This is a genomic window from Qipengyuania nanhaisediminis (assembly GCF_900115585.1).
GTDB lineage: Bacteria > Pseudomonadota > Alphaproteobacteria > Sphingomonadales > Sphingomonadaceae > Qipengyuania > Qipengyuania nanhaisediminis.
In genome coordinates, this window is sequence record NZ_FOWZ01000002.1 from 160,520 (window position 1) to 182,998 (window position 22,479).

Here is a 22,479-nt window from a genome sequence, read left to right on the forward strand (position 1 = left end):
TTAAGGGACTGATTGTCCAGAAAATATGGTTCGGGGGCCTTCTGGTGGCGAGTGCGGATGCAAAAAAGGGCGTTGTCAGCTCCTCTTTCGTATAGCGCTAGCAGGCTGCAAGCGAGCCCGCTGCAGCTGCCTCCAGGCCAGATAGCTGGCGAGCAGTTTGCGGCGGTGATTGACCGGACAATACGCCTGGAGCCAGAATATCCATGCAGCCTGCGCCTCGCAGCCGATCTGACCGAGGCGCGCGAGCGGCGTGGGTTCGATCTCGGGCAGGTCAAGCCCGCCTACCCGGCCAGCGCTCGCCAGGATATGACGGGGCAATGGGGCGAACAGGTTACGCCGAAGTCCTATTCGCGGAACGATATCGAGATAAGCCTCAGGGAATGGGGCCGGTGCGTGCTCACCAGCAGGGGGTAGCGAAAGGGCGCAGATCAGCGCCATCGTGTCCGGGTCGAACAACGCGCGGATTGCATCGCGCATTGGTGCAGGATCATGCCCCGCCCCGTAGCCGTGCATGTGAAGCGCGAAGCTTGCCTCCCCGCGGCACTTTGGGTCGATGACGAAGGCTCCGAACCCGAAGGGTGCCTTCGGCGCAAATGAGTTCGGAGGCGGCAGTAGCGAGAGCGCGACCATGCGGATGGGCAGGGTGCGGCGGATAGTTCTTTGCATGATTATGGTGCTTTCAAGAAGAAGCGGGCGGTCATCCAGATCGGATGCCGCCCGCTTGGATTGTTGGACATGTGGGTGTCTGAGCTTGTCAGCCTGTCTCCAGCGGCTCATCGGCGAAGCGCAGCTGCAGGAAATGCTCGCTCAGTGCCTGAGCACCTTGAAGGCTCGCGAGCTCGGTCCATGCCTCCCAGCGGTCGAGCCGGTGGATCAGCCAGGCGAACAGCCGGTCGCGCGCGAAATCGTCGCCAAAGGTCATCGACCACAACACCCGGCCAAGCGGGATGTTCGCACCCTCGGGAGGCCCGATGAGCTTGATGCCGGGAAATTCGTCGATCTCTGCGCGGATGAACCTTGCCGGCAGGTTCAGCGCGAACTTCTCGTTCACCGCGAAGATGCGCTCGCGCTCCTCGCGAGTTTCCCCGCGGTCAAACCCGCGCTGGGGAACAAGGGTCGGTAGTCCGATCGGGATCGGCGCCGCGCTGCGAGGCCGTGTGCTGGCGAGCATGACGAGGACGGCGCGGCCCTCGATGGTAAGCTTGTCGAAGCCATCGGAAAGCCCGTGCCCCTTGAGCCAGCAGGCATAGTGGAACGCGATATCCCACGAGCCCTTAAAGAGGTCTCGCACATGCTCTTCGATATGGACGATGCGCCGATCGATGCAAGCAAGAACTGCGAGCAGCAATTCAAGTTGGTTGACGAACTCCCAATGCGATCTGCGCGCCATGGAGAGCCGGCCGCACCACAGGTATTCGCGCAAGGAATCCCAGCGCCGATCTGTCTCGTCGATGAGAGCGGGCTCGTATTCGGAATCGGCTACACACCAATACCCCCAGGGCAGGTTCGGGTTGCGGATCCTTTCGTAGGGAAGGTCCTGTTCCATATGAGCCTCCCTCATGACTTGCCGAGCTTGTGCGAGAGAGACCCGAGCGCAGTGTCAGATCCTGCGGATTGACCTCTGCCGATTTCATGTAGCTGGCGCGCGAGCTTGACCGTCTCGTCATACATGTAATCGATGGAGCGATAGGTCTCGCCTTCCTCGATCGCCAGGATCGGTCTGACACCCACCGGGACGAGGTCACCGGGCTTGTCGGCCGCGAAACCGAACCACCAGGCATCGTCCTGCGCCGTGTTCGCTGCCGACGGGCCCGAGCGAACGTGGACGTGCACATGGCAGATCTGCAGTTCTTCTGGATCGTCCCGCGAGCAGACTTCAGCATAGTCGATCCCGCCATGCGGCGAGAGACCGGCGGTGGGCGGAACAGCATCGGTGTTGAAGCCGTGCAGCGGATGCCCGGGCGGCACGGCTACATAGCCAGCCCACACGCCGGAGGCCTGACGCAGGAGGATGCAATCGAGATTGGTCGCAGCATCGCGCCAGGCGAGCTTGTCGACCGGTTCGTGCGACCAGGGTCCGGGCAGGTTCGGACGGTGGTCCGGAATCACGAACGCCTGTTCGGGCCGCACCTCGGTATTGCCGATGGCGAAACGCTCGGGGAGCTTGGCGAGATTGGTAGTCCTGGCCTGTGCGAGCGCACGGCTGGAGGGCTTTTTCTTCTTTGGCATTTTCAAAATTCCTTCGGACATAAAAAAGGCCGCTGACCCGGACGGGGAGCGGCTGCTGGAAGACCTGCGCACTCTGCAGGTCCTGTCTGGCACGTAACTTGTCTTGCGGCGGTGCCTCGCGCCGTATCTCGATCGGTTCAGGTCATTTTTTCCTCCCTCCTCTCTATCTCATCCCCGCTGCTGCTCATGGGGTTCGGTAAACCACACCGCGCAGGCCCGCGGCACGCTGCCTGTCGCGTGCCCAAGGGCGGTAGGTGGCACGTAAGAAACTGCTCTCGGGAACAGCGCTTAGCGCTGCCTCCCCGATCGCGATGGTCGACGCTTCGGCATCAATCGCAATCTCGCCATGCGACGCCAGGTGACGCAGCGCGATCACGCTGGTGGTTATGACATCGGCGAGCACCTGCTCGCGCACTTTGGGCCAGTCGCCCTTCTCCACCAGTTGGCCAATCTGCTTGCTGGGCGACGGCTTTGCCGGAATGGAGGTCGCAGCAGCATATTCCGGAAGGTGAGGCGCCTTGGCCTGGACGGTTACCGCCCGGCACAGATCGATACGCTCCCTGGCGTGCGGCGAGCCGTCCAGCAGATGAGGCGGCAGGACAAGTCCGAACTCGCCGGCACACCGGCGCAGGACCGCGAGGTCCTTGACCTCCCCGCCCCACGTGACGAGCTGCGCATTCGGCGCCTGACGAAGAGCCTCGAAGAACTGCGTTACCATTTCCTGTTCGCTCGCCTCTTCCCCGGTCAGAACGATGACGCTTTCGACGGTCGGGACCTCTTCGCCGGAATCAAACCGTAACTGCATCCAGGACGCGGCGGCGATCCGGTGGAATGGCCAGCGGATCTTGGGCTCGGCGCTCTCGCCTTCGGCGACGCAATATCCTTCGTAGCGGGACCTGTCCCACCGGTATTCAAAGTCGGCGACAATGATACGCTGCAGGCCGCGGCGGACGCGCCGGCCTTCGGCATCCAGTTCAAGGAACTTGCGAGCTTCGCGCTCGAGGGCTTGCTCGAAGCATTCTTTCTCGATGTGCATGATGTATTCTCCATATGAAAAGACCCGCTCGGATGGCGGGTCGTTGGCGTTAAAGTGAGACTTGTAAAGGAGCGCGCTCAGCGGTGCCGCTCACGCGCAGTGATGGCTCGCAAGGTCGGCGCTTTCAGACCATTACGATAATGCCAGGCCTCTTCGTGTTGGGCGAGTTCGGAGCTTAGCTCTTTCTCCCAGAACCCGGCGTTTGCATTCCAGCGATATTGCCGCGCCTTGAGGAGGTCTTTCTTGCCGAACGGAGCGCCGCGCGCCTCGACCATCACGGTGTCGGTGTCCACGGTCTCGAGGAGCCGCTGCAGATGCGAGCGGACAGCACCCGGACCAATGCCGCGTCGGCGCTGCATCAGCAGCACGAACAAGGACCATACATCGGGCCCTGCACGGTGCGCTTCGCTATACCATCCGTGCTGCGCCAGCAGGCTCCCCTGCGCGCGGCCATCGAGACCTGCCATCAGCCAGTCGACATCCTTAAGCGAGCAGCCCCATTTGGCTTTCGCGAGCGACGGGTAGCGGCGCTCGAGAAAACCAATTTCAAATGCCGCATTGTGGCTCACGAGGACGTCCGCCCGCGAGAGGTATCCTTCGACCGACAAATCGTCGATCTTGTGACCGTTGAGCATGTGGTTGGCGAGGCCCGTCACCAGGCTCACCCGCGGGTCCAGTTCGACGTTCGGGTCCTCGAGCCAGCTAAACGGTCCGATGTGGGCAATGACCCCGCTTTCTTCGTCCACCCAGACGAGCATTACTGCCACCTCGATTATGGTATCATTTTCGGCATCGAGCCCGGTCGTTTCGAGATCTACAATGCCGATACATTTTCCGTCAGGTGGAACCCCGTCATCGGGAAACAACGGGTAAGGCGTCGGGACCTTTCGCAGGACGCGATATCCCTCGTGCCGCTCAAGCAGCTGTGCGTGCTGTTCGAGCACGGGATCGAGATGGTTCGTAATCATGTAATGCCTTTCGGTTCGTGTGACGTCGAACCGGCGAGGCGGAAGCTCGAGCGCTATGCTCTTTTCCTTTCACCTGGCCGGTTCGCCCGGCCATTTCCTCGATAGGAGTTCCGCTACTTCGATGGCCCCGATGCTGTCAGCAAAGGGTGCCGCTCCCCCCAAGGTGTCGCCGACACCGCCCCAGGACCGCCGCGGCGGTGCGCACCGAGGAGGCGTAGCCGACGTGCGAAGCCGAAGGGCTGAGCTATTCTCGAAGGACCTCTCGGGTCCGAACGAGCGCGCAAAGTCGTTAGCACCGCAGGTGCGGATGACTTTGAGGTATTGCGCCGCAAAACAGGGATGCTCCGAAGGTGCGTCCCTTTTTGAGGTATTGCGCCTGAAAACAGGGGTGGCATTTTGCACCCCTTTTTGAGGTATTGCGCCTGAAATTCTGAATAGATTTTGCCACGAGTCCAAGCCGTGGACCACTATCGAAACGATGGGATTTCGCCACGTATCAGCTCCGCAGACCATGTTTTGCAGTTCTTGGTCGCGGCCGATTTGAACCGATAGATGCGATTGATCTGCTCGGGAGGGCCACGTCGGCCCAAATAGCACAATCGGGCGCACTTCGCGTCGCGTGCCCACGGGAAATGCATTCCTGGGGCATGAATTCACGCAATTTCAATCTCTTGCCACGTATAGTTGATGCGAGCCATTTTCCGTATGCGGCTCGATGGGAGTGCGAACGTGGAAAAGAACAAGCCGGTCCAAGTTCAAGATCCAGCGGCGGCTGATGGCGGGGAGGAAATGCGGGACGCGGTGACTAGTGATCGCGGTCGTAATGCGGATCGGCGCGACGCTCGGTCACGTGCGAGGAAACTCAGACGCCTCCTTGCTGAGCTCGAAATCGAACCAGAACTAGCCGAGCAAATCGTGTCTGACCTCTCGTCTCTGCTTCCGCCGCAACATCGAATGTCGCGCGACAAAGACGTAGCTGCTCGCCTAAAAGCATTGCTGGAGCGGGACGCGAAAGCGCCCCATGCCCTGTTGATGCGGCAGTCCGGAGCAGAGATTGATGTCAGTTCCGAAGGCGCGATAAGATCTACGGAAAAGCTGTCCGAACTAGTGCAGGAAGGAGACGAAAGGCTCCTTCAAAGTTATGTGGCGAATGAGCGTCTACGAGCCGTTCTGGCATGCCAGATCGCTGAGCATGATGCTGCCCGTAACGTATTGGTAGCCGAACTCGCACGACGTTATACGGTCAACGAACAATGGCGATACAAGCTTCCAAAGTTCATGATGCCCCTAGTCGCGGTGATGCTCAAAGCTGGTGTAAGACGAGACGATTTGCGCCTCGGAAACACGCTTTTGGGTGCGGTTATCGATCTCGTTGCTCAAGGCTATCAGGCTGAAGGGATTGCTAAGATCGATCTCATACAGGCAGCCCAAAATGCCGAACAATTGTTCGAAAGTTTTGAAGCAGAAGAAGTCCACGGGCAGCAATCGGGCGCTGTATATAGTGGAAAAGCAGAGCACTTTAGCGTGGCAGAACAGCGATTGAGCCCAGTAAATTTCGAGCGGAGGAAAGCGTCCAGAAGCGATCCGGAAAACGCTGAAAAAGAGCGCGCTTTTAGGGCGACAACGCTGCTCACCCAAGCAGCCGGCGGACTGGATGAATTCGGCCGACCTGTCTTCCAAAGCCTTGAAGATTTTTACGAGGGCGTGAAGTATCTCAAGGAGCAAAATGCGCTCGAGCATTAGCCGATCGCTCACACCGAAGAGATTGGAGCGACCCCAAGCATCTCTCGATTCCTAGCGTTGGAATGGCGTTTGCGTCATACAAGTTCGCCGTGGAATTCAAACGTCGATGGGTCGCTCAACTCGCGTGACTTCAAGTGATGTCGTCGAGAAACTCGCTCCCAGGATCGACGCCGCTGACGAGCAGTTGATCACGAGCCCTCGTGCAAGCAACATAGAGCAGATGCCGCTCAGTCTCGTATATGCTTTCCATCTCGGCGACGTCGCCGATTGAGGCTAGCCGGTCAGGGTCCGGGATTACATCTTCGTCGCATGCCATCACGGCCACCGCCCGATATTCGAGGCCTTTCGCGTCGTGCATCACAGTAACGACTGGCCGCTTGGAAACCCCTGTTGCTGCAACAGCTTCCGCAGCAGCCTTCCGGGCGCGACCGAGCTGGTCGTGGTTACGGACAAGCAACGCAATCTGATGTGAGGGAATCCCGGACATCATGCACCGTTGCAGCCAACCGCTCACAAAATCCCCCTCAGCGTCACTATCTTCAAACAAGTGAACCTCTGGCGTGGGACCATCAAAGATCGACACCGTGCCACGCCGGCCCTCTTCCACGCCGTCCAGATCTGTAATCGCAGGCGGAAGCAGACGGTCTGCCATTGCCCTAATCTGGTGCGACGTGCGGTAGTTCACCCGCAGCGAATGACTGCGGCCTCGAATGTCGAGGCCCAGCTTCGCCCAGCTGAAGGGCAGCCGGAATATGCGCTGCCCGATATCGCCGGCAAGGAAGAGGGCATCGTCTCGCCCCTTCCCCACCGCGGCGAGGAAGCGGACCTGTGCGACCGTAAGGTCCTGCGCTTCGTCGACGACGACATGTTCGAAGGGGATTTTGCCGCCGTCCTCAAGCCATCCTGTCAGTTGGTCGTAAATCATTGCACGAGTGACCCAACCGTGCTCGGCCATGCGGGTTCGGACGTGGTCGAATACGGCCCATGCTGCCTCCCGCTGCTTTGGACCCAGACGGGTGCGGCGACCTATCCTGGGGAGTGTGGCGTAGCTCTCCGGGTCGGTTACGCCCCAAGCATCGACCAGCTCCTGCCATTCTTCTAGCAGGAATTGCGGTGTAAGGTCGGCGCCAAGGCCTGCCGATACGGCCTCCTCAATTAGCTTCCGTATCTGGCCATGCTCGACAAGATCTGGCTCGCCGAACTGCTCGCAATAAAGCTCTACCGCAGCTTCACCGATCGGCCGGACTGTAACCCGCTCCCGCAATTCAGGGAGAGCCTGCGTCTGGATTTCGAGCTTCGCGCACAGGGATTGCGCAAGCTCTGGGGAGAAAGTGGTCAGAAGAACGCGCACGATCTCGCTTTGCTCTGCAAGATGCACGGCGCGATGCAGTGCTACGATGGTCTTACCCGTTCCCGCCGACCCGGTAACGCGGGTCGGGCCGGTCACCTTGCGACGCACCAATTCACGCTGCGCCGGATGCAAAAATACTGCCCATTTCTCGAAAGGGGCATCGAGCGCCGCCTTCAGTTCGTCGACATTGTCGAACACACGGAAGCGGCGCTGTGCGTCGGGATGGGAATAGGGATCGGCTCCCGGTTCGGCCGGGGTGACAATATGATCCTCAAGCTTCCCACCCGTCGCAAAATCGTAAAGGGCTTCCGCAGCCTCAGCGGGAAGTCGGTCGAATAGAGTATCGATCTCAGCCTCCGGCATCTCCTGCACTTGGTTCAGCCATTCACGTGGCACGCCGACATCGAGGAGCTGGTCGTCGGTCAACGACCAGAAGGGCTGGACGGACTCTTCAGTGGTTTCCTTCGCGTCGGAATGGTCGCCGTATTCAGGCTCGGCCCTTTGCTGACCTTCAATCACTTCCACGATCTGCATGGCGCCAGACCGCTCGTGAGGAATGAATTTGCGCCGCTCGGCCCAGCGATAGGCATCGTTGTGGTGGCCTACATACGCGAGCAGGTTATCGTCGCCGTCGCGCCGAAGAATGATACGCAGGTCCCGTGAGACGCGCGCCGACCAGACCTTGTCGTCCCCTGCCCTCGTCAGCCGTTCGAGACTTAGACCTGTGCCCTTTGGGTCCATCATCAGATCTACGGTCGTGATCTTGACCTGCTTCTGCTCTTGGTGGGTGAGCTTCCCAAGTGCCTCTGCGAACGTGGATGCATAGAGGAGTGTCATCGACGTGCTCCTAAGTTTTCTTCTGTTTGGTGACAGGGTCCGTAGATTTGTAAGCGGCTTGTCGTGCCTCTTCTGCGAGGCGAAGTTCCGCCTCAAGGCGTTTCACGTCCTTGCGCGCTATCATCAACTCCGTCTCCACCCGCTTCACAGTCTTGTCGGACTGTGACCGCCATTGTCTGATCGAGAGGCCTGCGTGGCGGGCTTCTTGAAGCGTCAGATGGCCGGAAAACTCCGGATGTTTCCGCTTGATCTTCCGCTTTCCCGCCTTCGTTTTGGCACCAATCTTCTTCCCTATGCCGACAAACGAACCGTGGACACCGGCCCATCCTGATCCACCAACTCGCCGTCGACCCGACATGTCTAAACCTCCAACACCTTCATAACCTCGTCGCCCAGGTGGTTGACCACCTTCACGGCTACGCGGCCGTCTTTCGGCTTTGCAAACGGCCGCGACCGGACACGGTTGAGGCTATCCCAAGCCTCCTGATCTACCTCGGCCTTCAAGGTCGTCTTCAACGCCTTGTAGGGATCGTTCGCGCCGGGGAAGTAGGCGTGGCGGACGAAGAAGCTTTCGTAGTTGTAGTCGGTGTCGATAAACCACACGGCGATGTCGTCGGCGTCGCCGCTTTCGATCTGGCCGCCCTTATACATATCGACGCCCATCACCTCGATGCTGACCATGCCGTCGCCTTCGACGTGCACCTGAATGTCAGGCTCGCCGAATACGGTGAACAGGTTGCCTGCGCCGGTATTGGCAAGGTCCGGCATGTGCAGGTCGGGGTTGATACGCGCCTGCAGGACAGTGAGCGGGCCCATCTTGGTGACTTCACCGGCGTGGGCATCGAAGTTGAAGGCAGCGGCAATCAAGATGTCGAAGCCATTCTCCTGTGCTTCGCGTGCTGCGGCCACGACCTGCGGGCGCGTGATGGTGCCGTATTCGGGGCCGACGAAGATGGCGGCGCGACGGGTCGGGCCGGCTTCGGTTTCCTCTTCGCCCTCCGCCTCGGTCAGCGATTTCTGGCGCACGGTGCCCTCGGCGACGATCCATTCGCCGGGCCATAGCTTCATGCTTTCGAAGACGAGCTTGTCGTCTTTGGCGCGCTGCTGGACGCCAGAGCGCTTGAGATTTTCGAGCACCATCTCGGCAAAGTCGGCGCGTTCGCCGCTCTCGCCTTTCTTCGCCCTGCCCTCGGCAGCCTCGATCTCGTCGAACAGGCTGTCGTCCACATCCACGGCGGGGACGCGGTGGGGCGAGAGGCTTTCGACCGTAAAGGGCCCGGCCACGCGGACGCGGGACTTATCCTCGTAGGGCTGGTCGTAGAGATATTCGGTGTCCGCCTTGGCGGCGATGCTGGCGTCAATTTCCTGCTGGCGTTCGATGCGCAGCTTCCACCATTCGGCGTGCAGCTTCTCGCATTCCGGGTCGTTCCAAGGATCGACCGGGTGTTCGGGCAGCGTGTCGAGCGTGTAGTCGCGCTCAAGTTCTTCGTTCAGCGTGTTCAGCCACTTCGTGCGGGTCGCATCGCTGGCGCTCTCGTTGCGCGCCTTCTCCAGCGCCTTGGCGGCATCGTCGGGCCACGGTGCGCCGGGTTCGCGCGGCATGGTCCATTCCTCGAAGGGCGGCAGGTCGGGATCGGAGCCGTCGCGGCCGCGCATCGCGTTGATTTCGGCGCGCAGGGGTTCGAGCTTTTCCTGATACTCCTCCCAGATCGTGTCGATCTCGGCATTGTTGGCGATGCTCTTGAGCGTGATGTGCGGAACGCGTTTGTAGACGAAGCCCTGGCGGATGCGGCCCTGCGTCAGCGTATCGCGCGGCGGCGTGCGAGTGACCTCGCCTTCCTTCACCTGCCCCTCGCGGCTGTCGGCGAGCAAATACCAGGGATAGCGCGCCCCCATGATCCGCGCCCGGGCGAGCGCGAGCGCGACCCGGCTCGTGTCGATCGTGATCCAACGCCGTCCCCACTGCTCGGCGACATAGGCGGTGGTGCCCGAACCGCAGGTGGGATCGAGCACCAAATCGCCAGGATCGGTGGTCATCAGGATGCAGCGTTCAACCACCTTGCTATTGGTCTGAACGACATAGATTTTGTCGTCAGTGAAGCTGCCCGTGATTGTATCGGTCCAGATATTCGTTCGAACCGAGATAGGGAAGTCACCGATATAGCTTCGGAATTGGATCGAACTTCGCGTTTTCTGGATGCGTGAAGCTTTAGCAACCCTGCCAAGGTTCTCGTGGCGAACTTTCCAATGACTGCTTCCGCCAGCACGATAGGTTTGATCGCGGAACTCAAATCGATCGTCTTTGCCAGAAGAACCCGGAGAAATGAGTGATACTAGGCGGTAACGCTTTGGGTTACGGTCATTTGTGTGATCGACAGGAACTACCGTCTCACCATCTTCATCGAGGACCGATCGATAAAGATTGATACTACCGATCTCCTCCTTCTCTTTGAAAAGAGGTCGATATTTGACCAATTCGCGATTCCGCGCATACCACAATACTGTGTCGTTTACGGAAGGCAGCGTCGCACTCGTTGCATACGGGGTCGTTTGAAACAGCACGGAGACGACGAAATTCTCCTCCCCGAACACCTCGTCCATCAGCGCGCGCACGCGGTGGACGTTCTCGTCGCCGATCTGAACGAAGACGCTGCCACTTTCCGTCAAGAGGTCGCGCGCCACGGTCAGGCGGTCGCGCAGGTATGTAAGGTAGGAGTGGATGCCGTCCGCCCAGGTATCGCGGAAGGCCTTCACCTGCTCGGGCTCGCGCGTCAGGTGGTCGGCCTTGGCATCCTTCACGTCGCGCGAGGTGGTAGACCACTGGAAGTTGGAGTTGAACTTGATGCCATAGGGCGGGTCGATATAGATGCACTGCACCTGGCCCTTCAGCCCCTCGCGCTCGGCCAACGATGCCATCACCTTCAGCCCGTCGCCCAGGATCATGCGGTTCGACCAGTGCTGGTCATGCGCGTAGAACTCGGTCCGCGCCTCCGGATCGACGCCGTTGAAATCGGCGAAAAGATCGGGCGCGTCGTCGGGTTCGCCACGCTGGCTGGCGCGCTTCAGATCCTCGATCAGCGCCTTGGGATGGATTTTCTCCTGGATATAGAGCGGCGGCGCCTCGACCACGAGGTCTGACCAGTCCGCCACATCCTTCCCCCTCCACACCAGCTGCGGATCGAGATCGCGGTTGCGCCGTTCGTAAGCGACCTCGATCGGCCGTTTGGTCTCGGCGTCGACGAAGGTTTCGAGTTCCGCCGTGGGCGCGTTCTTGCGCGTCGCCTCGTCGTGGGTGAGCGTTTCGACGCGGAGGGGTTTCTTGGGTGAGCGGGCCATTAGTTGCGTTCCAGTGGGGCTTGGAAATGTCGGATATCATGCAATCGAAGGAGATCGCGGATTTCACCGGTGATCGGCGTTTCCGTCACGAGGATTGCTTCGACGTAGCCGTCTTGCCGCACATCCATCGCGGATTGGACGGCGCGATACTTCACGCATTGGAACACGCCCTTGCGGAAATCCGCTTCGTTTGAGTCGCGAGACTTCACTTCGAGAACCACCACCCGGTCATCGCAGTAGTAAACCGCGTCAACACGGTCCGCAGAATCCAGTGTCACTTCGGTCTCCGAGCGGCAATCCACGTAGTCGGTATTGATGAGCGATGGATTGTCCTTCACCCACAAACGAAGCGCTTCATGGTTTGGCCCTTCGCCGATACGACCGTATTTCAGGCCATCCTCTTCCGACCCCGCCTTACGACGGCTGCGCTCTGCCGCGATCTCTTCTACCGTGAGCTGTTGGCCAAAGGTGCGCTGGTAAAGATCGATCCAGTCTTCAGCCGTGTATTCGTAAACCTCGTGCGCTGCGTCGTCGAAGCATTCCTCCCAACGAGGATGATCAGTCCCTTTTTCGCGCAAACCGGGGATTTCGAACCGGTCCGCCATGTATCCTGCCGCACCATCGCTCGGCAGTCGGGTGCCTTGATTGACCATCAGGACATTCAGGAGCGGAGCCTCGTCGTCTTCCCATAGGACCCGATCGATCATCGAGCCGACGATGTATCCCATCTTCGGTGAGAAAATGGTGGTGAAGTCGTGTTCGCTCTCCAAGCGATCTTTACCCTCCCCATATGTCATGGTGGAGCCATCCAGAGCGACCGCGATCAGCATCCGCATCAAAGGGGCGTGCGCGTATTGCTCTAGGTTCTCATTTGTCGGCTTCATCCCTGCTCTCCCCCAACCTGATCCAACCAACCCTTGATAACGCCCTCGAACTCGGTCTGGATCGTCCATTTGTCGGTGAACTCGGCAAAGGCCCAGCGGCCCATGGTGCCGAGATTGTTCACACCCGGCACCCAATAGGTCGCCATCGTTTCAGCCTTGTCCTTGGCGTCCTCGTTGCGGAACCCCTTGATCTCGACCACGAGATGGAGCGGATCGTCCGCCCCCTTTCCATCGTCGATTTGCAGGATGAAGTCCGGTCGATATCGGTGTGCCTCGCCCCCAGCGCGATACGGAACTTCGAAGCCTAGGTTGTGGTTCTTGACCCAAGCCAGCACGCGCGGATGCGCATCGGCGACCCGGCAGAACTCAAGCTCCCAGTCGCTATCCGCAATCGCATAATTGATGTGGCATTTCGGACCGGTTTCGTATCGGTCCTGGCTCGTGTTGAAACCGACATGCCGGGTCGAACCTTCCCGGTTGTAGGGATCGAGCATGGCGATCACGCGGTTGCCACCTTCGGCCCCGCGCGTAATCGCCGCCATAATCCGATCGGCCACCCGGTCGGCAATGTCATAATAGAGCAGCTGCGCTTGCTGAGTATTCCCTTTGCAGACGAGATGTTCGCTCATCCAGCGGCGCACGATCTTGCGCATTTCCATAATGAGGGCTGGGTTGGGAACCTCGCCATCTTCGGTGAGACGGCGACGAACGATGCGATCCGCGAGACGTAGCTGAATCGTCGCTGGACGCGTATCCGCCAGATGATCGAGGTTCATCTCGGCCTCTTCGCCCACGATCCCTGAGTTCACCGTTTGAGCGGCCCCAACGAGATCAGGCGTTAGCTCCAGCGTCGAGTCATCGGTGAACTCGGCCCGAAGCGTGTCGCGCGGTAATTCGGTGCGGTATCCCTCGACCCGTGGAAAGCGAATTTCGACGTCGTCGCGCTCCGGGCTGATCGCCTCGACACGCACCATTGGTGGCGGCGGCTTGATCGTGGCATTTTGGGGCTGCGCCGTAAAGTCGAACGGAATGCCGAAGATGTCGGCGTATTCGACGTCAAAGCGATCCTCATCATTCAACCGGTAGGAAACACGGCGCAGCGCGCGACCAATTACCTGCTCGCACAGAAGCTGTGTGCCGAACGCGCGGACGCCGAGAACGTGAGTGACCGTATTCGCGTCCCATCCCTCGGTGAGCATCGATACCGATACGACACACCGTATGGCTTCGCCCAGCTGACCGGGACGACCGACCGTATTCATGACTTCGCGCAGGATAGCGGTGTCGTCGATCTTCTCGGCCGCAGCCCGATCGCCAGTGCGCTGAACCAGCTCGTCCTTGAAGCGGGCGATTTCCGGTTCTGCGGCGGCTTTGAATTCGGCACTGATCGCCTCGCCGCTTTCGATCTGCTGGCTATCGATAAGCAGGGTCCGCATCTTCGGCAGGGCGACGCCGTCCGGGTCGAAATTGCGGAACAGCTTGCAGGCGCCCGCCATGAGGCGCTTGTTGCCATCCTTGTCCTCGATCTCGTAGCCCGCGATGTAGTCGTGGACGAGCTTGGACGTCGCGGTGTTGTTACAGACGACAATGAAGACCGGCTCGACGCCGAGGCCGTGCTCCTTCCAGGTTTCGAAGGTCTTCTCGTAATGCCCATAAAGCGCGTCGATCGCGGACAGAAGTTCGTTAGGAAGCTTCTGCGGATCGTCGAAGCCGGATTTTGCGCGCCCCTTTTTGGGTAGCTTCGTTCCAATATGCTCCCACAGGTTGCGGAACATCGGCGTGTCACCGCCCTCGACATTGTCCATGATGGGCACGCGCGGCAACTTGACGATCCCGCACTCGATCGCATCCATGAGCGAGAAATCGCTCATCACCCAGCCGAAGAGCGAGCCTTCCCGGTAGCCGGAACCGCGCAAGAAAAAGGGCGTGGCAGACAGGTCATAGACCATGTTGAGGCCGAGCGTCCGCTTCACTACTTCCAGCCCGCTGATCCACAGGCGCGCCGCTTCATTGGCCTCCTTGGCCTCCGCCTTTTCGTCGCCTTTGAGCGCCTTTTCCTCTTCCGGCGATAACGGGCGTTCGCGATAGCAGTGATGCGCTTCGTCGTTCAGCACGACGATATTCTTCATACCCATTAAGGGTCCGGCCACCCGCCGGAGCATGGAACCGTCGCTCTCCTGCTTGGGCTCGGTCGCCAAGGCAGCCTGCTGGACCTTGTTGAGACTCACCTCGTCCTTTTTCTTGAAGGAATGGTAGTTGGTTATGACGATCTTTGCCTGCCCCAGATCGCGGAGCATATCCTCAGGCACGATGTGCCGGGTGCTATAATAGCTCTCCGGATCGTTCGGCTGCAGGACACGCAAACGGTCCTTGATGGTGATGCCAGGAGCTACAATCAGGAAACCCTTGGAAAAGCGCTTGGCGTTGGGATGGCGCACCGCGTTGAGCGTATGCCACGCGATAAGCATGGCCATGACTGTCGTTTTACCCGCGCCCGTCGCCAGCTTCAGCGCCATACGAACGAGATCAGGGTTCGACGCCTCGTTGGCCGCGAACAGGTGCTCCCAATAACGCTGCGCGGTAGCAAGCTTTGCCTTGCGTCCTTTGTGCTCCGGCTTGCCTGCCACTTCGGTCAGCCAGATCACGGTTTCGACCGCCTCGATCTGGCAGAAGAACGGCGGAAGCGGCATCTCGCCAGACCGCCAGTGGCGCAAGAGGCGCGCGGTCGTTGGCGTTACCTGCCACTGGCTTTCGGGAAGCTCCCGCCAGGTATCGACGGCTTGGCGGATACCGTTGATGATCTCTGTTGGATCATAAATGTCGCCTTGCGCGTCCGCGAAGATGTCGGCTTGCGCTGCGCTTTTGCCGCGCATGGCTCTGGGCTTCGGTATCGGCGTGGTGAGATCGCTACGCCGCCTTCCAGTTTCCACCACACCTGTGGGCTGCCCGGCGTCTCCCAGCTGCCAATGGCGATCAGGACGCCTGTATGGCGAGTTAAGTATAGGGGAACTGAAAAACGCCTCGCTACTCACCACAGCCACCCAATCCCATTTCCAATGAATCTGCTCTCATTTGAGACTCTGCATCCTAGATCCCCCTTTCCGACTGCCCGATAAAATAACAAAGATCGACCCCCTAACACGGACTTTCCAGATCATGCTCACCGCTAAGTGACCTCGGCTATATTGTTGGGCCTAAATAGGATTTGACCTCCTGCGCATCTTGCAATCGGTCCGAACTCGTGGCTTTCGTATCAAAACTTTGTGGGAGGCAAAGGGTGGTTCACGATCATGAATTTGGCTAGTTTCGCTCGGGCCGGAACTATGGCCTACGCCGGATATAAATTCGGTAAAGGTGAGGATCGCCTGCAGGCCGCGACCCTTGCCGTCGCCGTGCATACGAACCAGGAAATTGCCGAAATAAAGTATCAAGGCCGTATTGCCTTGGAGCAGAACCAGCTTCTGCTCGAGAGCCAAGACGTCGCGAACGACACTCTTCAAGACATTAAACGTGCTCAAGGAATAACCTACCTGGCGATAAGGGAAGGATTTGAACAAGCACATCAACAGGCCTTGTTGACGAATTTTGAGCTGAATTCATTAAATTCAGTGTCGCAATCAATGCTTTCCCAACTCCGCCTCCAATTGATGGAAGTTCAAAAACAGTCAGATATTCTTACAAGTATAAATCGAACTCTCAACAAGAAGAACGAAGTAGAGGCGGCCGAAATCCTCGAGCAGGGTGAAAAATTAATCGCCAGCCAAGCTCATGCCAAATCAGATCGGAGAGCAGCCCTGATCCAAGAGGCGCTGAGCCAATTTGACAGGTCTACAGCCCTCGACCCGTTCAATGAGCGCGCCTGGATGCTGAAGGCATATTGGAATTGGTTCATAAACCCCAACGACCAAAGGTGGCTGGACTATTTTGCCGAGGCATGGCGCGTTCTACAAACCGAACTTCACAGCAGCGACGATGTCCAGCGAGAAATAGCCAAGAAAACTGCCCCGTTTCTCGCAGAACTCACGTCACAATGCATGTGCCAGTCCGGTTTGTGGCGGGAATTTCTAGAGGACTACGCAGATAGCTGCCTTGAGCACGGGGCTGAAGACTTCGGTTTTTCCGTCAAAGCCGCTGTAATTAAGGCAACCATGATGCACGAGGGCTACAACGAGAAAATCGAAGCTGATGTAAACGAGTTTATGAACTTGTTTAGCATTCGTGCACTCTTGGAAGTCATCGTTGCCGATATCCGCGTTTATACCAGCGAGGCAGGATCTAGGGTAATCCGAATTATCAAGAATGCTCTACGTAGTCAGGAGCAATCCATGCATGGACTAATGAATATGGAGAGTCTCCGTGGAAATGCGTGATTTCGATCCGGCTGATGAGATAACAAAATCGCTATCCGCCAACGGATACCGAATTGGTGCACTTCTTGAAAAAATAGACTCCTCCTATAGTCGAGCTAGTGCCTTCTGCTCCTACGTCGAGGGAAACATGGAGGGATATCGCAACAACCTAAACTCTCTTCAATTAAAAAGAGAATCGATAGTGCGTGATATCGATACTTCACTATCCGATCTCTATTTAGAAGCCGATCATGCTTTTTCGAAGCAGAATGCGGATGACTTAAGTCAAAATAGGTTCTCATTTTTTGGGAAAGCCGAGAAATCCATCGAAAATGTTCGCGATCGGTTGACACAACTTAAAGAGCGCGCTGACGATCTGTCCATCGAGCTACTGCATGAGCATCAGTGGGAGCTAGAGGACTTATTTCAACGCTACTCGATCGCGGACTTCTACCGGTCCATCCCAGCAAGCTCCATTCAGTCAGAGCTTGAATCGATTGCAGAATGTCATTCTGGATACTCGGATGACGAAATCGAGCAAAAGAAGAAATCATACCTCATTCTGGGAGGTGTCGCAGGGCTTATCCTAGCGATTTTCACCTACCCATTAGCCATGTGGTCGTTTGGGAATATTGCGGATAATGGCGGAATCTTTTCTGTGCTCATTCTTCTTGCCATTCTCGGAGGCGCCACGATCCTTCTAGGAGTTAATGAATCGGGTTGGGTGCTTGCCGCGGGCGGTTTATTTGCTCTCGCCCTCTTCTTTTATCTTCTGCCTCTACTAATAATAGGCGCCAGTGCAGGTCTGGCTTGGTATTTGTTCGATCAACAAATGGAAAAAAACGCGAGTTTGCAAAGCCATCACCGACGACAAATGGGGAGCGCTGCAGAGAAAATAGGTAAACGTATCTTGGATGATTGTCGGGGGACGCAATTAAGGATCGGAAGCGAATTGATGGCGGAGATCGAAAAGGAATCTGCCATTCTGGAAAATCTCATTGAGCAGCTCGCTAGTCTTGAGGCCGACTTTTCAGCAAGGTTGGCGAAAGCCCAGCGGATTCGGAAATTAGCCATCGGCTAAGGTAAGTTGTTGGCCGCTGTGCGGTGAAGTGTCTCCCGATTGATAGCGTTCGTTCCTAAATTAGAGGAGTAATCAGCGCGGTCCATGCTCGTGATAAGCGCGGTGAGCGGCGTGTAGGCAGTCCCCCTGCATCATCTCAATCCTTGGTGGGTGATTGGTTCGGCACAGGCTCGAGATAGCCATTCAACTCATAATTCACCTTGAGGTAACCCTTGCTCTGTCGGCCTGCCCCAAGTAACTGTCCCAACTCACCCCTTTGGTGGCAATTGTCCGACGCATTTCTGCGGTTTTCGAGGCGCGATTTTCTTGGCTGAGGTCCCTGCCACCCCAGCCACTCTTCTCCATTCTTCCGATACCGGTCCCCCACTCGCTTTTGCGAGCGAACTAGGTTGCATTTGCGCACCCTTTTGACCAAACGGGTCGGACACAAGAGACAGGAGATAGAGGACCCATGAGCGATTTCGAAATGATCAAGGCCGAACGCGACGGGCCCATTCTCACGATTACGCTCAACCGTCCCGAACGCCTCAACGCCTGCCCGCCGCAAATGGCGGACGAGATCTTCACGGCTATCCGCGATATCGGCGATGCACGCGCCGTCCTCCTGCGCGGTGAAGGCCGCGCCTTCTGTTCGGGCGCCGACCTGGCCGCGAATGCCGAAATGTCCGTCAGTGGCGGTGACCGCGCGTTTGCGTCCCTGAGCCAGCATTACAACCCGATGATCCAGGCCTTGGCGACCCTCCCCGTCCCGGTGGTGTCCGTCGTTCAGGGCCCTGCCGCTGGCGTCGGCTGCTCGCTGGCCCTCGCTGCAGACTTCGTGCTGGCAAGCAAGAGCGGCTATTTCCTCCAGGCGTTCGTCAACATCGGCCTGGTGCCCGATGGCGGATCGAGCTGGATGCTCCCCCGCCTTATCGGCACCGCCCAAGCCACTCGCATGATGATGCTGGGTGAGAAAATCCACGGAGAGGAAGCGGAGCGTATCGGCTTGATCTATCGCTGCGTCGAGGACGACGCGCTGGCGGGCGAGGCACAGGCTCTCGTCGAGAAGCTGGCCAATGGCCCCACGGTGGCAATCGGCCAGATGAAGCGCACCCTGCGCGATGGCTTGCAGGCCGATTTCCCCGCGACGCTGGCGGCAGAAGCCAACGCGCAGCGTATCGCCGGCAGCACCCAGGACGCGGTCGAAGGCGCGCTTGCCTTCCTCCAGAAGCGCAAGGCCGAATTCAAGGGAAGCTGATCCGGCGCTGCCTTGTGGCGAAAAGACAACAAGGCCTCATCAAAATGGGCAAAAACCGCGCTGATTGATTGTTTTCCAACCGTTCTTCCGCAGAAGTGCCGGCATTAACGCCTGCGCTGCCTTCCCGGGCAGCGCAATTTTTGGGAATCGCCAACACCGGAAAACCCGGTTTGCTTAGGGGGTTTAGAATATATGAATAGTCGCATTTACGGTGCGAATCCTAAGGCTACGCGCCTGCTGGCAGGCTCCGGCCTGGCCGCACTCGCCGTAACCTTGGCTTCGCCGGCCGTTGCCCAGGACGCTGACACGCAGGAAGACGAAGAAGTCGTAATCCTGGAAGAAGGTCAGGAAGTCCCCGAGGGTACCACCATCCTCGTTACGGGTTCGCGTATCCGTCGCAGCGAAGCGACCAGCTCTTCGCCCCTGCAGATCATCGATCCCGACATCGCTCGCCGCACCGGCGCCACCGACGTCGCCGAGATCGTCCAGAACTCGCCGATCGCGAGCGGTTCGTCGCAGATCACTGCTGCTATCTCGGCCAACGCTGTCTCCAACGGCGGCCAGGGCGCTGAAACGATCTCGCTGCGTGGTCTGGGTGCGGAACGTACCCTCGTCCTGCTCAACTCGCGTCGCGCCGGTCCCGCCGGTACGCGTGGCGGCGTTTCGTCGTTCGACCTCAACGTCCTTCCTTCCTCGATCATCCAGTCGGTGGAAATCCTGAAGGACGGCGCATCGTCGATCTACGGTTCGGACGCTGTGGCCGGCGTGGTCAACCTCCTGACCAAGCGCTCGACCGACGGCCTCGAACTCGACGGCTCGGTTACCCTGCCATTCGAAAGCGGTGGCGAAATCTACCAGGTCTCAGCTGCCTGGGGTAAGGAATTCGACCGCGGCCACATTATGTTCGCCGGTGAATACTATCGCCAGGAAGAACTCGAGCGTCAGGACCGCGACTATCTCGGTTGCGACTATGACTACCTGTTCCGCACCGAAGACGGTGACGAGCGCGTCGACCTGATCGATCCGCGTACGGGCGACCTCGCCTGTAACGGCACGACCTGGGGTCACGTCTGGGCATATTACGCCAGCAATGTTCCGCAGACGAATGCGCCATCTACGCTCATGCAGTTCAGCTACGGCAACGACAATCTGGGTCAGTACCTTGATCGTCCTGGTCCGATCACCGGTGCATTCGACGTTTCGTCGCCCGATGGCTGGTATCCGGTGGCGAAGTGGGATCCGCTTTCGCAGGGCCTGACGAACAGCTATCACCCGTTCGAACAGAAGTCGTCCGTCATCCCCGAGACCGAGCGCTACACCGCTTACGTCGAAGGTTCGTTCGACATCACCGACACACTCCGCCTCTATGGTGAAGGCCTGTTCAACCAGCGTCGTACCTATGTCGACAGCTACAGCCAGTTCTACAACTTCGGCTACACGCAGCAGTACGACGAAGGCGATCCGGACGATCCGTTCCCGGGCTGGAACGGCAACTTCCAGTTCCTGTCGCCGACCGGTATCCTGGACAACTACGACAACGAGATCACCGTCGATTACTATCGCGCTGTTCTCGGCCTGACGGGTGACTTCAGCGACCGTATCGGTTTCGACATCCACGGTCAGTACAGCCGTTCGGACGGTGACTACGCGATCGACCAGATCCTGCAGGACGTTATCGACCAGCAGACCAGCCGCGCATTCGGTGCAGGTTGCGCTGGCCTCGTCACGCCGATCAGCAACCGCCAGTGCCTCCAGGTCAACTGGGTCGATCCGCGCATCATGGCCGGTGACTTCACCGATGAAGAAGAAGCCTACTTCACGGAGACGGAAGTCGGTAACACCCTGTACGAACAGGTCTTCGTCGAAGCTTCGGTTTCGGGCCAGGCATTCGAAATGCCGGCAGGCTGGCTCGGCTTCGCAGCCGGTGCCGTCTACCGCCGCGACGAAATCAACGACCTCCCGGGTCACGTCACCTATGCTCCGAACCCCGATTTCGATCCGACCCTGTCGGAAGACGATCCAGCTTACGAGCGTCCGTTCGTCGACAACGGTTTTGCGAACCCGTTCTCCTCGGGCAACACCTTCGGTTATCGTGAGACGACCGAAGCATTCGCCGAAATCGAAGTTCCGCTGATGCGCGACCGTCCGCTGGTCCAGGACCTCGTCCTGTCGGCATCGGCTCGTGTCACAAACGTGAACTCGGTCCGTGGATCGGATGGCTTCTCGGACTCCGACAACGGCAACGTCACCTACAAGCTGATGGGTAACTGGCAGGTCAACGACTGGCTGCGTTTCCGCGCAACCTACGGTACGTCCTACCGTGCACCGGCCCTGTTCGAGCTCTTCCTGGCCGACCAGGTCAGCGGCGCTCGCCAGACGGTCGACCCGTGCGTAAACTGGGGCCAGAAACTTGCCGAAGGTTCAATTACGCAGCGTATCGCTGACAACTGCGCAGCCGAAGGTCTGGCAGATGACCGCACCGGCCAGGGCATCCAGGCCAGCGTCTTCACTTCGGGTGGTGTCGGCGTCCTTGAATCGGAATCGTCGCGCGCCATCACGGCCAGCACGATCCTGACGCCTTACGTCGGTGCGGACACCGATCTCGCCCTCACCATCGATTACTTCGATATCAAGGTGAAGGACGAAATCGCCCAGCTCACGCCGACGGCGATCCTGCGTAACTGCTACGACTCCGAAGATTTCCCGAACAGCCCGTTCTGCGATCTCTTCGAGCGTGGTCAGGACGGTGACCCGACCAACATCCGCAACATCTTCCGCAAGTTCATCAACGTCGATGAACAGCTGAACCGCGGTATCGACTTCACCATCCGTGCAAGCCACGACTTCGGTGATGCAGGTCGTCTCCAGCTGCTTGCTCAGGCTACCTACCAGCTGGAAGACGTCGTCTCGCGTCTGGGTGAATTCGAAGACTTCAACGGTGAAGTCGGCGATCCCAAGTTCACGGCCGACATCAACCTCGGCTATGACTACAAGGGCTGGGGCCTGCTCTACGGTCTCGACATCGTCGGTGCATCGTCGAGCGAAGAAGACTACATCGAAGACTTCGGCAATCTCTGCCGCAGCCCCGAAACCAGCGAATTCGCTGAGTTCGTGTACCTCGGCACGTACTGTGTACGTCCGCGTACCGATGCGGTCTTCTACCACAACCTCTCGCTGACGAAGGAATTCGCGGATCGTTTCGAAATCACCGCCGGTGTTTCGAACATCTTCGACACGCGACCGCCTGAAGTGTCCGGCATCACCACCATCGGTGGCGCCTCGCCGTTCGTCTCGCAGTACGACTGGCTTGGCCGGCGTCTGTTCGTGCGTGCAGGCATCAACTTCTAAGCGTCTCGCTTAGCGAAAGATCGGGGGCGGTGCCGGAAGGCATCGCCCCTTTTCTTTTGCGCGGTAGAAGCCCTCGCCAG

At 58.7% G+C, this 22,479-nt stretch carries 14 protein-coding genes; 5 read left to right on the forward strand and 9 right to left on the reverse strand.

Annotated elements, in window-relative coordinates; genetic code table 11:
• Positions 1-75 precede the first annotated feature (75 nt).
• From BM173_RS06440 to BM173_RS06460, 5 genes are all read right to left on the reverse strand, one after another.
• Positions 76-666, reverse strand: coding sequence for a hypothetical protein (locus BM173_RS06440; protein WP_143089581.1), 591 nt, complete (start codon positions 664-666; stop codon positions 76-78).
• An 88-nt stretch (positions 667-754) separates the two neighbouring features.
• Positions 755-1,546: a hypothetical protein gene (locus tag BM173_RS06445; protein ID WP_090478987.1), complete on the reverse strand. Its 792-nt coding sequence runs from the start codon at positions 1,544-1,546 to the stop codon at positions 755-757.
• An 11-nt stretch (positions 1,547-1,557) separates the two neighbouring features.
• On the reverse strand, positions 1,558-2,229 hold the full coding sequence (locus tag BM173_RS06450) for a hypothetical protein (protein ID WP_143089582.1): 672 nt from the start codon (positions 2,227-2,229) through the stop codon (positions 1,558-1,560).
• Between the two features lie 184 nt (positions 2,230-2,413).
• Positions 2,414-3,265: a hypothetical protein gene (locus tag BM173_RS06455; RefSeq protein WP_090478992.1), complete on the reverse strand. Its 852-nt coding sequence runs from the start codon at positions 3,263-3,265 to the stop codon at positions 2,414-2,416.
• Between the two features lie 77 nt (positions 3,266-3,342).
• Positions 3,343-4,233, reverse strand: coding sequence for an exonuclease domain-containing protein (locus BM173_RS06460; RefSeq protein ID WP_090478995.1), 891 nt, complete (start codon positions 4,231-4,233; stop codon positions 3,343-3,345).
• 729 nt (positions 4,234-4,962) lie between these two features.
• Between BM173_RS06460 and BM173_RS06465 the strand changes: the two genes are divergently transcribed.
• On the forward strand, positions 4,963-5,976 hold the full coding sequence (locus BM173_RS06465) for a hypothetical protein (RefSeq protein WP_143089583.1): 1,014 nt from the start codon (positions 4,963-4,965) through the stop codon (positions 5,974-5,976).
• A 130-nt stretch (positions 5,977-6,106) separates the two neighbouring features.
• Here BM173_RS06465 and BM173_RS06470 read toward each other — a convergent pair whose 3' ends face one another.
• The 4 genes from BM173_RS06470 to BM173_RS06490 all read right to left on the reverse strand — a co-directional run bounded on the left by BM173_RS06470 (position 6,107) and on the right by BM173_RS06490 (position 15,416).
• Positions 6,107-8,164 carry a 3'-5' exonuclease gene (locus BM173_RS06470; RefSeq protein WP_090479002.1) on the reverse strand — a complete coding sequence of 686 codons (2,058 nt, stop codon included), beginning with the start codon at positions 8,162-8,164 and terminating at the stop codon, positions 6,107-6,109.
• A gap of 360 nt (positions 8,165-8,524) precedes the next feature.
• Entirely contained in the window at positions 8,525-11,500 is a 2,976-nt protein-coding gene (locus BM173_RS06480) for a site-specific DNA-methyltransferase (RefSeq protein ID WP_090479008.1), read from the reverse strand.
• The gene (locus BM173_RS06485; protein ID WP_143089584.1) at positions 11,500-12,384 is read right to left on the reverse strand and encodes a hypothetical protein; all 885 of its coding nucleotides are present in this window, start codon (positions 12,382-12,384) and stop codon (positions 11,500-11,502) included. Before BM173_RS06485 ends, BM173_RS06480 begins: the two co-directional genes overlap by 1 nt.
• Positions 12,381-15,416, reverse strand: a complete 3,036-nt coding sequence (locus BM173_RS06490) for a BPTD_3080 family restriction endonuclease (RefSeq protein WP_425438803.1) — start codon at positions 15,414-15,416, stop codon at positions 12,381-12,383. The genes BM173_RS06485 and BM173_RS06490 overlap by 4 nt, the downstream gene beginning before the upstream one ends.
• 291 nt (positions 15,417-15,707) lie before the next feature.
• Here BM173_RS06490 and BM173_RS06495 point away from each other — a divergent pair, with 291 nt between their 5' ends.
• The 4 genes from BM173_RS06495 to BM173_RS06510 all read left to right on the forward strand — a co-directional run bounded on the left by BM173_RS06495 (position 15,708) and on the right by BM173_RS06510 (position 22,399).
• On the forward strand, positions 15,708-16,754 hold the full coding sequence (locus tag BM173_RS06495; protein ID WP_090479014.1) for a hypothetical protein: 1,047 nt from the start codon (positions 15,708-15,710) through the stop codon (positions 16,752-16,754).
• Positions 16,747-17,814, forward strand: a complete 1,068-nt coding sequence (locus BM173_RS06500) for a hypothetical protein (protein WP_143089585.1) — start codon at positions 16,747-16,749, stop codon at positions 17,812-17,814. Before BM173_RS06495 ends, BM173_RS06500 begins: the two co-directional genes overlap by 8 nt.
• A 451-nt stretch (positions 17,815-18,265) precedes the next feature.
• Positions 18,266-19,051 (forward strand): enoyl-CoA hydratase-related protein, encoded by a 786-nt coding sequence (locus BM173_RS06505; RefSeq protein WP_090479020.1) that lies wholly within the window; start codon positions 18,266-18,268, stop codon positions 19,049-19,051.
• A 192-nt stretch (positions 19,052-19,243) separates the two neighbouring features.
• A complete protein-coding gene (locus BM173_RS06510; RefSeq protein WP_090479023.1) occupies positions 19,244-22,399 on the forward strand; it encodes a TonB-dependent receptor domain-containing protein in 3,156 nt (1,051 codons plus the stop codon).
• Positions 22,400-22,479: the final 80 nt, after the last annotated feature.